The organism is Nocardia carnea NBRC 14403, from assembly GCF_000308515.1.
Taxonomy (GTDB): Bacteria; Actinomycetota; Actinomycetes; order Mycobacteriales; family Mycobacteriaceae; genus Nocardia; species Nocardia carnea.
Map to the genome: position 1 here is coordinate 194,730 of NZ_BAFV01000058.1, position 13,770 is coordinate 208,499.

The following is a 13,770-nucleotide window of genomic DNA, read 5'->3' on the forward strand; positions in this document are numbered from 1 at the left end:
GGCGCCATCCAGCAGCACGCTGGGGCGGCCCCGCCGGTCAGCGGGTGAAGCGGCGGATGCGGTAGCGCAGGCCGCCGGACGATTCCAGCCAATCCTGCGCATCGGCGGAATGCCATTCGGGCCCGAGCTCGGGGGCGAAGGCATCCCCGTGCACCTCGGTATCCACCTCGGTGATCAGGAGTTCGGTCGCATACGGCAGCGCGGCGCGGTAGACCTCGCCGCCGCCCATCACCCAGGTGGTCGCGGGGGCGGCCAGGTCGAGGGCTGCCGGAACGGAACCGGCGGTTTCGGCCCCCTCGGCCGACCAAGCCGCCTGCCGGGTCACCACGATATTGCGGCGTCCGGGCAGCGGCCGGAAACGCTCCGGGAGCGATTCCCAGGTCCGCCGGCCCATCACCACGGGATGACCGGTGGTCGTCTGCCGGAAGAGCGCCATATCTTCGGGCACCCGCCACGGGATGGTGTTGTCCACCCCGATCACTCCGTCGGGCGTCTGCGCCCAGATCATGCCGATAACGCGACCCGGTGCGGTCATACCGCCACCGGAGCCTTGATCGCCGGGTGATGCCGGTAGTCCAGTATCCGCACGTCCTCGTACCGGTAGTCGAACAGCGACGCGGCCCGGGCGAGGTCGAGCTCCGGAAATGGGTAGGGGCTGCGGGTCAGCTGTTCGGCGACCTGTTCGCGGTGATTGTCGTAGATATGGCAGTCACCGCCGGTCCAGATGAAATCGCCGGGTTCGAGCCCGCTCTGCTGGGCCACCATCACCGTGAGCAGGGCGTAGCTCGCGATATTGAACGGCACCCCGAGGAACAGGTCGGCGCTGCGCTGGTACAGCTGGCAGGACAACCGGCCGTCGGCGACATAGAACTGGAACAGGGCATGGCAGGGTGCCAGCGCCATCCGGTCGAGTTCGGCCACGTTCCAGGCCGAAACGAGCATGCGCCGGGAGTCCGGATCGGTCCGCAGGGTGTGCAGTACCTGCGCGATCTGGTCGATATGGCGGCCGTCGGGCGCCGGCCAGGACCGCCACTGCACGCCGTAGACCGGCCCCAGCTCACCGTCGGCGCCCGCCCATTCGTCCCAGATGCTGACCCCGTGCTCCTGCAGCCACTGCACATTGGAATCCCCGCGCAGGAACCACAGCAGCTCGTACACGATCGATTTGAGATGGACTTTTTTGGTGGTGATCAGCGGGAAACCGGCGGAGAGGTCGTATCGGAGCTGATGCCCGAACACGCTGCGGGTCCCGGTTCCGGTGCGGTCCGCCTTGGCGGTACCGGTATCCAGTACCCGCCGCAGGAGGTCCTCGTATTGGGTATCGGGAACGCGGTCCGCGTTTCGGGTGCTCGCCGCGCTCGCACCGGGATCGCCGGCCACACCCGCCGTACTATTCGTTGCGCTCGCCACGGGCCGAGCTTAACTCCCCGCACGCGCGCCGCCGCGCAACGGCCCGCAGCGCACACCACGGAGACGGTCCCAGGTCAGCGCACACAGTGCGCGGGCACAGATCCGGATGATCGATGACTGCCCCGGGCCGCAAACCCGCAATCGAACCGGCGAAAGCGCGACCGGCGCCCGGTCACGCCGAGCCCTGTGCCGCCACCGGCGACGAGTGGCGACCCCCGCGTCGGCGCAGCGGTGCACCGCTGGGGCGCAGCAATCTGCTGCGGCCTGCGGTTCGTGCGGTGGTCCGCGGCCGCAGCGCTCCGGCCGGCCGCCAGGAGTACGAGCGTCCCGTTCGGATGCCGCCCCCTCCGGCCTGCCAAGCTGACCCCATGCGGAAGCTGTATGTGATCGGTATCGGTGCCGGTGACCCCGATCAGGTGACGATGCAGGCCGTCAAGGCCCTGCGGGAGGTCGACGTCTTCTTCGTCATGGGCAAGGGTGCCGAGAAACAGCAGCTCGTGGATGTGCGCACCGCGATCCTCGACGAGCATGCCGGTCGGCCCTACCGGATCGTCGAGATACCCGACCCGCCGCGCGACCGCGCACCGTCCGATTACAACGCGACCGTGCTCGACTGGCACGAACGCCGTTCGCTACTGCTGGAGGAGGCGTTCGCCGGCACCGAGGGGGTGGGGGCGATCCTGGTGTGGGGGGATCCGGCGCTCTACGACAGCACCCTGCGGATGGTGGAGCGGGTCCTGGCCCGCGGCACACTGGCCTTCGACTACACCGTGATCCCCGGCGTGACCAGCGTGCATGCCCTCGCGGCCCGGCATCGGATCGTCCTGCACCGGATCGGCGAACCGGTGCACATCACCACCGGGCGCCGGTTGCGCGACGAGGGCATGGGCGGCGGGGCGACGGTAGTCATGCTCGACGCCGACTGTGCGTTCACCTCAGTCCCCGGCGACACCTACATCTGGTGGGGCGCCTACCTCGGAATGCCGGACGAAACGCTGTGCCACGGCCGGGTCGGCGAGATCGGCGCGGAAATCGTGCGCCGGCGCGCGGAGTTGCGGGCACGCAAAGGCTGGATCATGGATATCTATCTGCTGCGCCCGGTTGAATGAGCTGGTAATCGGCCTGCGGGTCGTAGCATGGCTCCCATGACCGAACAGGACATACTCGGGCGGATCAAGGAACTGGTCGACCACGAGCACGACCTGCGGTCGCGGGCCTCACGCGGGGAGCTCGATCCCGATGTGGAGCGGCGCCGGCTGGCAGAGGTGGAGGTCATGCTCGATCAGTGCTGGGATCTGCTCCGGCAGCGACGGGCCCGTATCGATCGCGACGAATCCCCCGACGAGGCTGCGCCACGACCACCGGGACAGGTCGAGGGATACCTGCAGTAGGCCGCCGCGATGACCGGAATAGACTCGGCGGCAACGGAATACGATGTCATCGTCGTTGGTGGCGGCCCGGCCGGTGAGAATGCCGCCGCCTATGCGATCGCGGGCAGCGACCGCACCGCGGCCATTGTGGAACGCGAACGGGTCGGCGGGGAATGCTCGTACTGGGCCTGTATCCCCAGTAAGGCGCTGCTGCGCCCGGGTCATGTACTGAGTTCCGCGCGCGGCCTGCCCGGGGTCGAAGCCCGCGGCCCCGATGTGGGCGCGGTACTACGCCGGCGCGACGAATTCGTCCACGCCCGCGACGGCGGCCACGACGATTCGGGCCAGCTCGACTGGGCCGCGCAACAGGGCATCGACGTGATCCGCGGCGCCGGCCGGCTCGCAGGCGAACGCAGGGTCCGGATCGGCGAACACGAACTGCACGCCCGCCTGGCCGTGGTGCTCGCGACCGGCAGCCGGGCGTCCGTACCCGATATCCCCGGCCTACGCGAGGCCCTGCCCTGGACCTCACGTGATGTGACCAACCTGCGCGAGATCCCGAAACGAGTGGTGGTGATCGGTGGCGGCGTGGTGGCCTGCGAGGCGGCGACCTGGTTATCGGCGCTCGGCGCCGAAGTGACCGTCCTGGTGCGCGGAAACCGGCTGCTCACCGGTGTCGAACAGTTCGCCGGGGAACGGGTGGCCGAGGCGCTCACGGCCCGCGGCGTGAATATCGCGTTCGGGACCGGCCCGCAGCGGGTCCGGCGCCCGGCGGCGGCGGACCACGGGGAAGGCAGGATCCACGGCGGACCGGTCACGGTGCACGCCGAGGGGCCCGGCGGTGAGACCACCGTGCTCGCCGACGAAATCGTCGTGGCCACCGGCCGTACCCCGAACGGCGACGATATCGGCCTCGACACGGTCGGGCTGGAGCCGGGACATGTCGAGGTGGACGATCAACTGACCGTCACCGGAGTACCCGGTGACTGGCTGTATGCCGTCGGCGATATCAACCACCGTGCCGCACTCACTCATATGGGCAAGTACCAGGCGCGCGTATGCGGCGATGTGATCGCGGCCCGGGCCGCGGGCCGGCCGCTGACGGATCCCCGATACCGCGCCAGCGCGGACAGATATGCTGTCACCCAGGTTGTTTTCACCGATCCCGAAGTCGCCGCTGTGGGGCTCACCGCCGATGCCGCCCGCCGTGCGGGGCACGATATCCGCACGGTGGAACTGGATATCGAGGTCGCGGGTTCGGCGCTGACCCGCGACGACTACAGCGGCCACGCCGCGCTGGTTGTCGACAACACCACCGACACTCTGCTCGGTGCCACCTTCGTGGGTCCCGATATCGGGGAACAGTTACATGCCGCCACGATCGCGGTCGCCGGGCGGGTTCCGTTGGAGGCGCTGTGGCACGCGGTGCCGGCGTTCCCCGCGGTGAGCGAATTCTGGTTACGACTGTTGGAGACCGACCGGTCGTCGTTACCATCGGCCACATGAGCGAGTCAGTCCCGGAGCCGGCAGCGGAGCGTATCGGCGGAGGGCCTTCGCCGATATCCGGCGGGCACGTCACCGAACAGGTCACCACTGCGGACGGTATCGTCCGAGGTGGGCGGGGTCGCCGCGTCCGGTACTGGCGATCGCTGCCCTACGCCGCGCCACCCGTCGGCGACCTGCGGTTCCGCGCTCCGCAACCGGTACAGCCGTGGACCGATATCCGCGATGCCACCTATTTCCGGGCGGCGGGGATCCAGCCCAGCTTCGGTGTCCGGATCGGTCCGCGCAAGTTGCAGGAGATGAGCGAGGATTCACTGACACTCAATGTCGTGGCTCCCGTTTCTGCCGCTGTCCGGCCGCGGCCGGTGATGGTGTTCATCCACGGCGGCGGCAACCTGTTCGGCACCTCCGCGCTGCGCCTCTACGGCGGGGTGCAGCTGGCGGCCGACGGCGATGTGGTCGTGGTGTCGATCAACTACCGGCTCGGCGCGTTCGGGTACGCCGATTTCTCCGAATTCTCCACGCCCGGCAGCCCGTACGAATCGAACCTGGGCCTGCGCGATCAGATCGCCGCGCTGCGCTGGGTGCAGACCAATATCGCCGAATTCGGCGGGGATCCCGGCAATGTGACGATCTTCGGTGAATCGGCCGGAGCCCACGCCGTTCTCAGTCTGATGGCCACTCCGTCCGCCGCCGGCCTGTTCCACCGCGGTATCGCCCAGAGCGCGCCCGCGGATTGGGGTTTGACGACGGCCGAGGCGAGTGAATTCGCCCACCGGGTCCTGGCCGAACTCCGGATGGCCCCGGCGGATGCGAACCGGCTGCTGCGCGAAGTGGATCCGCACGATATCCGGCGCGCGTTCAACCGGGCATCCAATGCGTCCATGGCCGAATGCCCGGGCTTCTTCCCCGCCGCGCCGGTGGCCGATGGGGATCTTCTGCCGCGCACTCCGATCGATGCGTTCGCCGAGGGATATACCCATCGGGTTCCGCTGATCATCGGCACCTGCCGTAACGAGGGTGCCCTGTTCAACCGGTTCACCGATTCCCTGCCCACCCGGCCCGAGCGGCTGAAGCGTGCGCTCTCGGTCGCCGGTCCGGACCGCTATCCCCAGGTGTTCTACACCTATCCCGGTTTCCCCGGGGAGGCGGCGGCCATCCGTGCGGGCGGCGACTACTTCTTCTGGCGGCCCTCGCTGGAGGTGATGGAGGGACACAGCCGGCACAGTCCTACCTACGCCTACCGCTACGATTTCGCGCCCCGGCTGCTGCAGCTGTACAAACTGGGCGCGACCCACGCAACCGATCTGCTGCCCACCTTCGGTGCCGTCTACGAACCGTGGAGCCGGGCATTGACCATCGGCGGCAGTCGGCGCGGCCTGCTGGCGGTGACCCGCCAGATCCAGGACAACTGGTTGAACTTCGCGCGCACGGGCGAGCCGCTGCCGGTGTGGCCGCGCTACACCGAAGCGGAACGCAGCACGCTGATCATCGACGATCCCGGCCGGGTGGACAACGATCCCGACAGCTTGCAGCGCAAGCTGTGGGCGGGAGTGCGGGCGCCCCAACTGGTGCCGGCGGGCAGCGTTACCCCGGCAACTTCGGCCGGCGGCCGCGCCGCAACACCCGGCGCCGCCGCAGCAACCACCGGCGGTGCCACCGAGAGTGAGGCAGGTGGCGACGGCACGCTGCTGGGGAAGATCACCTCGGAGAACGCGGCGGGAACCCCGACCGAAGTTGCGGCCACAGTTGCGGAGAAGCTCGCCGACAGCGTCGAGCCGCCCACCACCGGCGAAACCGGGCGCCGCACCGCCGGAACCGACAGCGACGCGAAAACCCCCACCGAGACCGGCTCGGAAAGCGGGTCGGACGATGGCGCGGACCCGGTCCTGGAATCCGGGCGAGCGGCGTCGCCGGCCACTTCGGACCGGAACTCCGCCGACTGACCGGTCGATACTGTCACCGGTTGTGCTCGTACAGGTCTCGGTTCGGGCCTACTTCAGCAGCCGCGACATCCGGCGATCGGCGAGGATCTTCCCACCGGTCTGGCAGGTCGGACAGTACTGGAACGACCGGTCCGTGAACGCGACCTCACGGACCGTATCCCCGCATACCGGGCAGGGCATACCGGTGCGGCCGTGCACCCGCATACCCGAACGTTTCTCCCCCTTGAGCCGCGCGGCGTCCTGCCCCACCGACCGGGCGACCGCATCCGTGAGCACCGAGCGCAGGGCGTCGTAGAGCGCGGACAGCTTGGCGGCCGGCATGGTCTTCGCGGTGGCGAACGGGGAGATCCGGGCGGTGTGCAGTATTTCGTCGGAGTAGGCGTTGCCGATCCCGGCGAGCACGGTCTGATCGACCAGCACATTCTTGATCCGGCCCGAGACCGCCCCGAGGATGGCGGCGAACTCCGGTTCGGTGACGGCGAGCGCGTCCGGCCCGAGCCGGGCGATACCGGGCACCTCCGCCGGATCGTGCACGATATAGACCGCCAGCCGTTTTCTGGTCCCGGCCTCGGTGAGGTCGAAGGCGGGTGTGGCCCCCTCCGGGGTGAAGAAATGCACCCGCAACGCCAGTGGCCCGCGGCCGGGTTTCGGCGGGCTCGCGCTCGGGTTGTCGGTCCAGCGCAACCATCCCGCCCGGGACAGATGGGTGATCAGCCACAATCCGCCGCAATCCATGCCGAGGAACTTCCCCCAGCGCGCGGCTCCCGTGACGTCGCGCCCGGACAGCGCCGTCACCGGCGGGTCGAAGGTTTTGATGGCGCTGTACGCCGCCACATCGATCCGCCCCACCACCGCACCGACCGCATGTTCCCGCAGGAACTGCGCCAGCGCCTCCACTTCCGGTAGTTCGGGCACGCGACCAGGCTACCGGGGGGCGCTGACATTCGCGGCGTCCAAACGCCGGGTGATGCCGGTACTCGTCACCGTGATCAGAGTGCCGACCACCACCAGGTCGAACGCCATCTGCACCGTGGTGGCGATCCGGGCTGCCTGGCCCGCGGCATGGATATCGCCGAAACCGACAGTTCCCAGGGTGGCGACGGTGTAGTAGAGCGCATCGCTGCGGGTGCGCAGTTCGGTGAACTGGCCGGGATCACGCATTTCGAGCACGTAGTAGAAGAGCGCGAAGAACAACACCACCAGACAGACCAGATACAGCAGACCGTCGACCCGATGGGCGGTATCGCGGCTCGCCGCCAGGAACTGCCCGATCCGGCGGTAGGCGAGCCATGCCAGCCCCGCCACACCGACGACGAACGCGACCAGGGTGACCACCCGCGTCGGCCAGTAGCCGGGGAAATCGAATCCCACCGGAACGAAGTAGTAGAACAACAGACCACACATCACGGTGCCCGCGTTACGCCACAGATGCGCCGAGCCACTGATCCGTCGAGATGCCATGCGGTCATGATCGGCCGGATCTGCGTAATCACCCGGCGGCACGCCGAAACAACAGGTCACCCGGCCGGGTGATATCGCGTCGGTCGATCACTGTGCGCAGAACGTGGAATCAGATCACCGCCGACCCTGTACCGACGGATCTCCAGCCGTCCTCGGGTCGGCCGGTGCCGCCACCGGCGGCACAGATATCGAGCGCAGGACTGTGGTTGTCTGTCGAGCGTGCTGTCGAAATTCGTCCGGGTGGGCGTGGACTCGCTCCCATGGCTCGCGACCGCCGCCGGGGCTGCCGGGGTGATATTGCATTTCAGCCCTTTATCGGCTCGCTTACCTGTTCTGGCGGCATCGGTTGCGCCGTACCTCATGTGCTTGTCGATTCTCGGGGTGATGGCGTTTCTGGGGTTGCGACGCTGGAGTGGTGCAGGGGTCGCGCTCGTCGTCGTGGCGGTGGCCGTGTGGACCCAGGTTCCGTTGTATTACGGTCGCGCCGGCGACGAGGGCGGCCGGCTGGTCCGGGTGATGCAGGCCAATCTCCTGTTCGACGGTGCGGACCCGCGGGCTTTCGTCGACCAAGTGCGGAAGCGCGATATCGAGTTGCTCACCGTCAACGAACTCACCCCGGCGGCGATCGGCACGCTCGGCGGGGCGGGTCTCGACCGGTTGCTGCCCTATCGGTACCTCTCGCCCGCCCGGACCGCGGCCGGGACCGGGATCTGGAGCCGTTACCCGCTCTCGGACACCGTCGAATACGACGGATACGTGCTGAACCAACTCTCGGCGACCGCCGCGATCCCGGACGCGGGGCCGGTTTCGATATTCGCCTTCCACCCGGTTCCCCCGGTATACGACATCGACGTCTGGGCGGACGAATTATCCCGTCTGGATACGATTCTGGAGAATGTTCCCGCGGAACGCCCGGCGATCGTCGGCGGCGATTTCAACGCGACATACGATCACGCCCAATTCCGGGCCATGCTGTCCGGACGTTTCGACAGTGCCGTCGTCCAGGCGGGTGCCGGTCATCTGGTCACCTATCCCACCGATAAACGGTGGCCGCCGCTGGTGGGGATCGACCACATACTCATCGCCGGGGGGCATGCGGTCGCGGTCGAAACCCTCGATATGCCCGGCGCGGACCATCGCGCCCTGACCGCATCGATCCGCCTGGATCGCACCTCACACTGAACGGTCGCGGACGATCTGCCGCCCGGTCCAGTCAGGGAAGTAGGTCCGCCGGGGCGAGGGTGATCTCGAACGGGCCGTGCAGCGCCGCGGTATCGCCCGCGCAGACCCGGTGGGTCTGTTCGTAGACCTGCTCGGACCCGAGCGTGTGGGCGAACAGGACCGGAAGCTCCTCCCCCGGTAGCCGGCCCTTGAACGGGTCGATCTCGAAACGCCAGTAGTGCGGGATTCCGGCGGCGGCATAAACCACCGGTTTTGTCATCCGATCCGCGAGTGTGGTGGACCCGGAAACCACCTCGACGGCCAGCCGCACCTGTTCCACAGGTATTCCCCGCGCATCCCAGGAAATCGGCCCCGCGGCCACTATCAGGTCCGGGATGGGCTCATCGTCTCCGATCAAGACGCCGACACCTTCCAGGACTACACAGTCCACTGGTACAGCACCGTCGAGAATCCGGCCCAGCCGCTGGATGAGCCACTGGTGCCGGGGTTTGGGCGCCGCATTCGAGACGAGCTGGCCATTCAACACCTCGTATCGCAATCCGTCTTCCGGCATCCGATCGAGATCGGCCGAGGTCCACCGGTCGAGTCCCGGGGCAGGCATAGCCATCGGACCACCTCCAGCTCGATTCGCCGACCGCCTACTTCCGCGGTCGCTGCCAGAATTTTAGCTTCCGTTGACCGCCATCCAACGGGATGAAGTCCCGCGGCAGCCGAGACCGCGCCCGCGACCGCCTGCCCGGGTATTACCCGGGCAGGCGGCACAGTCGGCCGCCTGCCCGGTAATGCATCCCCGCGCTCGGAACGTGCGCGGGGATGCGTGGTTCAGTCCTCTCCGGACGTGATACCGAGCCGGGCCAGCAGGTGCGGGGCGATGACGCCGAGAGCTTCGGCGGTCGTCATCTCCTCGTGTGTCGCCGGGACCGCGTATTCGGCGACCTCACCCGAGACGTACGGCCACCAGTCGCCTGCCCGGGGGCCTTCCTGCTGCGCACCGGGGGTGGGTACGTCGGCGCGGAAGAAGTCGACGACGCCGCGGAAGATGCCGGGGTCGTGGCCGGCGATCAATTCCGCGGAGCGGGCCGCGGTCCGGTACACCGTGCGGAGCCGGTCCACCGGGAGCCGCAGCAGCTCCGGGGGGATCAGTTCGTGCAGGCGGGCCAGTTCCGCGTCGCCGAGTTCGCCGACGCTGCGGTCGGTGTCCTCGGTGATGATGCCCTGCTCCAGCAGAGCGGCGCGCAGGATCGTCTCGAAAACGCCCGGGTCGACACCGGGATGACTGTCCAGCATCGCCAGCATTTCGACGTGTTCACCGGCCGCCTGCAATGCGGTGGCGACCGCGTGGGCCAGGACGCCGCCCAGCGACCAGCCAAGGAGACGGTACGGGCCGCTGGGCTGGATGCGCCGGATCTCGGCCAGGTAGCGGTCGGCGATCTCGGTCAACGAGGCCGGGTCGTAGCCGGCATCGGAGTACGCCGGCGACTGGAGACCGTAGATCGGCTGATCCGCCGGCAACAGCCGGGCGAGCCCGGTGAAGCTCCAGGCCAGTCCGTCCCTGGCGTGGATGGCGAAAATCGGGGTCGCGGAACCGGTTTCCCGGATGGGCAGGACCACCTGTAGCGCCGCTTCGGCCAGCGCATCGGCTCCGGCGGGTTCGGCGAGCCGGGCGGCGAGGCCGCCGACGGTCGCGTCGGTGAACAACCACTGCACGCTGATATCGATACCGGTCTCGGCGCCGAGCCGGGCCGCGACCTTGGTCGCGAGCAGCGAGTTACCGCCGAGCGCGAAGAACGAATCGTCCACTCCGACCCGTTCCACGCCCAAGACCTCGGCGAAGACCGCGGCAACCGTATGCTCCAGCGGGCTGCGCGGAGCGCGGAAATCGGCCTCGCCGGCGAACACCGGTTCGGGCAGGGCCCGGCGGTCCAGCTTGCCGGCCGGAGTCAGCGGGATCGCGTCGAGCACCATGATCGACGACGGCACCATATGCGAGGGCAACCGCTGCCCGGCGTAGTCGCGCAATTCGGCCGCGTCGATCGAACGCCCCGGTACGGCAACCACATACGAGACGAGAGACACTGCGCCGGCCATACTTTCGTGGCCGAGGGTGACCGCGAAATCCACCGTGTTGTGCGCCGTGAGCGCGGCATCGATCTCGCCGAGCTCGATACGGAAACCACGCACCTTCACCTGGAAATCGTTACGACCCACATACTCCACCGCCGGATCACCCGCGGCATCGCGACGCCAGCGAACTACGTCACCCGTGCGATACAGCCGGGATCCGGGCTCACCGTACGGGTCCGCGACAAAACGCTCGGCGGTCAAACCCGGCCGCGCGTGATAACCACGCGCCAGCTGGATACCACCGACATACAGCTCCCCGGCCACACCTTCGGGCACCGGATTCAACCGGTCGTCGAGAACCAGCGCCCGCATACCGCGCACCGGGCCACCGATGGTGACCGGATCACCCGGGAGCAACCGGCCACTGATATTGGTCGCGATGGTCGCTTCGGTCGGGCCGTAGGCATTGTGGAACCGGCGCTGAACGCCCTCGGGCGCGGTGGACCACTTGGCCACCAGATCTGCCGATACTGCTTCACCACCAGCGATGATGACCTGCATCCCTGCGAGGTCCGCGGGGTCCAGCGAGGCCAGTACCGACGGCGTGATGAGGCCGACCGTCACACCCTCACGGGAGATCAGCTCACCCAGTTCCGCGCCACCGTAGGTACCGGTCGGCACCACAACCAGCGCACCCGCCGAACCGACAGCCAGCAGCAGTTCCAGGATCGAGGCGTCGAACGACGGCGACGCGAACGCGAGCGCCCGCGACGCCGGAGTCAGCCGGTACCGCTCGACCTGCTCGGCACTGAAGTTGGCCAGGCCGGCGTGCGACACCACCACGCCCTTGGGCAGGCCCGTCGAACCGGAGGTGTAGATGACGTAGGCGGTGTTCGCCGGAGTCACCGGCCGTACTCGTTCCGCGTCGGTGATCGGGGTGGCGGAGTACCCGTAGATCTCGAATTCGTCGAGTACCAGCCATTCCACCGTATCCGGCAGGTCGGCCCGCGCCGAGGAGACCGTGATACCCACGGACGCACCGGAATCGGTGAGCATATGGGTGATCCGGTCTTCCGGATACGTCGGGTCGATCGGCAGGAATGCCGCACCGGACTTGGTCACGGCCCATTCGGCGAGCACCGAATCCGCCGACCGCGGCACCGCCACGGCCACCACATCCTCGGCACCGAGGCCGAGCACGATCAGCGCCCGCGCCAAGCGGTTCGAGCGCTCGTCGAACTCCTCGTAGGAGTACCGGCGACCCTCGAACACCACAGCCGGCGCCGACGGATCGACCGCCACCGCGGCCGCCAGCAACTCCGGCAAGGTCCGCGCCGGCTCCGCAGGCCCGCCCGACCGCGAACCCAGTTCCGCACGCTCGGTGGGGCTGAGCAACTGCGCATCCCCCACCGGCCGCCCCGGCGCGTCGACCAGGTGGTCGATCACCCTCAGCAGCCGCGCTGCCGTGGTTTCGACGGTTGCATCGTCGAAATGACTGGTCAGGTATCTCAGCACGATATGGACCGTGCTGTCGGCCGTCACCTCGAGGGTCAACGGATAGTGGGTCTCGCCGCGTGTCCCCACACCGGTGATGGACATGCCGTCGATACCGGCCTCAGCAGCGGTGGCCGCATCGGTGGGATAGGACTCGAAGACGAACAAGTTGTCGAACTGCACCGTGGCCCCGGCAGCCCGCTGGATATCGGTCAGACCGAGGTAATGATGGTCCAGTAGGGCGGCTTGTTCGCGCTGCAGTGCGGTGAGCAGATCGCTGGTGGTCGCCCGGTGATCGATCTGCACTCGCACCGGCAGGGTGTTGATGAACAGGCCGACCATGGACTCGACCCCCGGAAGTTCGGCCGGGCGGCCGGATACCGTGGCGCCGAATACCACATCGTCGCGGCCGGTGATCCAGCCGACCAGCACACCCCAGGCAGCCTGCAACAGGGTGTTCATCGTGATTCCGAGATCGGCGGTGCGCGCAGCGATTTGCCTGGTACGGTCCGCGTCGATCTCGACGACGACGGTGTCCACCTCGTAGGTTTCGGCCTCGACCGGTTCGCGGGCCAGCAGCGCAGGCTCGGTGAATCCTTCCAATGCGTCGTGCCACGCTTGGGCAGACGCTTCGCGATCACGTTCGGCCAGCCAGGACAGGAAGTTCCGGTACGAAACCACCCGCGGCAGCGCGGTGGTATCGCCGCGCACCGCATACAGTGCCAGCAGTTCCCGCATCAGCAGCGGCATGGACCAGCCGTCGAGCAGGATGTGATGGGTGGTGATCACCAACCGCCAGTCGTCCTCGGCCATCCGTACGAGGTGGAAGCGGATCAGTGGCGGGGCCGACATATCGAAATGCTCGGCCTCGTCCATGGCCAGCAGCCGTTCCAGTGCACCGGCACGTTCGGGTTCCGGAAGGTCACGCAGGTCGATTTCACGCCACGGCACCGGCACCGAGTCGAGCACGACCTGTACCCACTCGCCGGTGGAATCCGCGACGAACGCGGTCCGCAGGTTCGGGTACTGGCCGATCATGGCCTCTGCGGCGCGCCGCAGACGCGCCGGGTCCACAGCTCCGGCCAGGCCGACCCAGTTCTGCAGCGTATAGACGTCACGCCCAGCGCCCACGAACTGGGCGTGGAACAGCAGGCCGGCCTGCAGCGGCGACAGCGGCCACACTTCCGACAGTGCCGGGTAGTTGCCCTCCCACCGTTCGATATCACTCTGGGAAACCCGGACGAGTGGCATATCGGACGGAGTGAAACCACCCGCGTCCGGTCGGCGGACATGGTCGGCGAGCGCGGTGAGCGCGGCCACCCACAGGTCGGCGAATTCCC

The 13,770-nt window shown here is 68.1% G+C and carries 11 protein-coding genes; 5 read left to right on the forward strand and 6 right to left on the reverse strand.

All coding sequences use genetic code 11. The annotated features are described in order from the left end of the window. Positions 1-37: 37 nt before the first annotated feature. Positions 38-535 (reverse strand): dihydrofolate reductase, encoded by a 498-nt coding sequence (locus ON22_RS22510; protein ID WP_033243534.1) that lies wholly within the window; start codon positions 533-535, stop codon positions 38-40. Then, positions 532-1,380, reverse strand: a complete 849-nt coding sequence (locus tag ON22_RS22515; RefSeq protein WP_051157947.1) for a thymidylate synthase — start codon at positions 1,378-1,380, stop codon at positions 532-534. Before ON22_RS22515 ends, ON22_RS22510 begins: the two co-directional genes overlap by 4 nt. A gap of 398 nt (positions 1,381-1,778) precedes the next feature. On the opposite strand from ON22_RS22515, the gene cobF reads away from it, so the two are divergent. From cobF to ON22_RS22535, 4 genes are read left to right on the forward strand one after another with little or no spacing between them, the layout of a single operon-like run. Continuing rightward, positions 1,779-2,519 carry a precorrin-6A synthase (deacetylating) gene (cobF, locus tag ON22_RS22520; protein ID WP_033243535.1) on the forward strand — a complete coding sequence of 247 codons (741 nt, stop codon included), beginning with the start codon at positions 1,779-1,781 and terminating at the stop codon, positions 2,517-2,519. A gap of 36 nt (positions 2,520-2,555) precedes the next feature. After that, a complete protein-coding gene (locus tag ON22_RS22525; RefSeq protein ID WP_033243536.1) occupies positions 2,556-2,801 on the forward strand; it encodes a DUF2630 family protein in 246 nt (81 codons plus the stop codon). A gap of 9 nt (positions 2,802-2,810) precedes the next feature. After that, positions 2,811-4,286, forward strand: coding sequence for a dihydrolipoyl dehydrogenase family protein (locus ON22_RS22530; protein WP_033243537.1), 1,476 nt, complete (start codon positions 2,811-2,813; stop codon positions 4,284-4,286). Continuing rightward, positions 4,283-6,229 (forward strand): carboxylesterase/lipase family protein, encoded by a 1,947-nt coding sequence (locus ON22_RS22535; protein ID WP_063820635.1) that lies wholly within the window; start codon positions 4,283-4,285, stop codon positions 6,227-6,229. Before ON22_RS22530 ends, ON22_RS22535 begins: the two co-directional genes overlap by 4 nt. Before the next feature lie 48 nt (positions 6,230-6,277). On the opposite strand, the gene ON22_RS22540 is transcribed toward ON22_RS22535, so the two are convergent. Both ON22_RS22540 and ON22_RS22545 read right to left on the reverse strand, forming a co-directional pair. Beyond that, positions 6,278-7,144 (reverse strand): Fpg/Nei family DNA glycosylase, encoded by an 867-nt coding sequence (locus ON22_RS22540; RefSeq protein ID WP_033243538.1) that lies wholly within the window; start codon positions 7,142-7,144, stop codon positions 6,278-6,280. Positions 7,145-7,153: 9 nt separating this feature from the next. Further along, positions 7,154-7,690, reverse strand: a complete 537-nt coding sequence (locus tag ON22_RS22545; protein WP_033243748.1) for a potassium channel family protein — start codon at positions 7,688-7,690, stop codon at positions 7,154-7,156. Positions 7,691-8,074: 384 nt separating this feature from the next. On the opposite strand from ON22_RS22545, the gene ON22_RS22550 reads away from it, so the two are divergent. Continuing rightward, complete coding sequence (locus ON22_RS22550) at positions 8,075-8,872, forward strand: endonuclease/exonuclease/phosphatase family protein (protein ID WP_255218547.1); 798 nt, start codon at positions 8,075-8,077, stop codon at positions 8,870-8,872. A gap of 31 nt (positions 8,873-8,903) precedes the next feature. Here the strand turns inward: ON22_RS22550 and ON22_RS22555 are convergent, their stop codons facing one another. Next, on the reverse strand, positions 8,904-9,479 hold the full coding sequence (locus ON22_RS22555; RefSeq protein WP_033243540.1) for a Uma2 family endonuclease: 576 nt from the start codon (positions 9,477-9,479) through the stop codon (positions 8,904-8,906). 215 nt (positions 9,480-9,694) lie between these two features. Next, positions 9,695-13,770: non-ribosomal peptide synthetase (locus ON22_RS22560; protein WP_043740477.1), on the reverse strand; the 4,076-nt coding region annotated here is incomplete at its 5' end.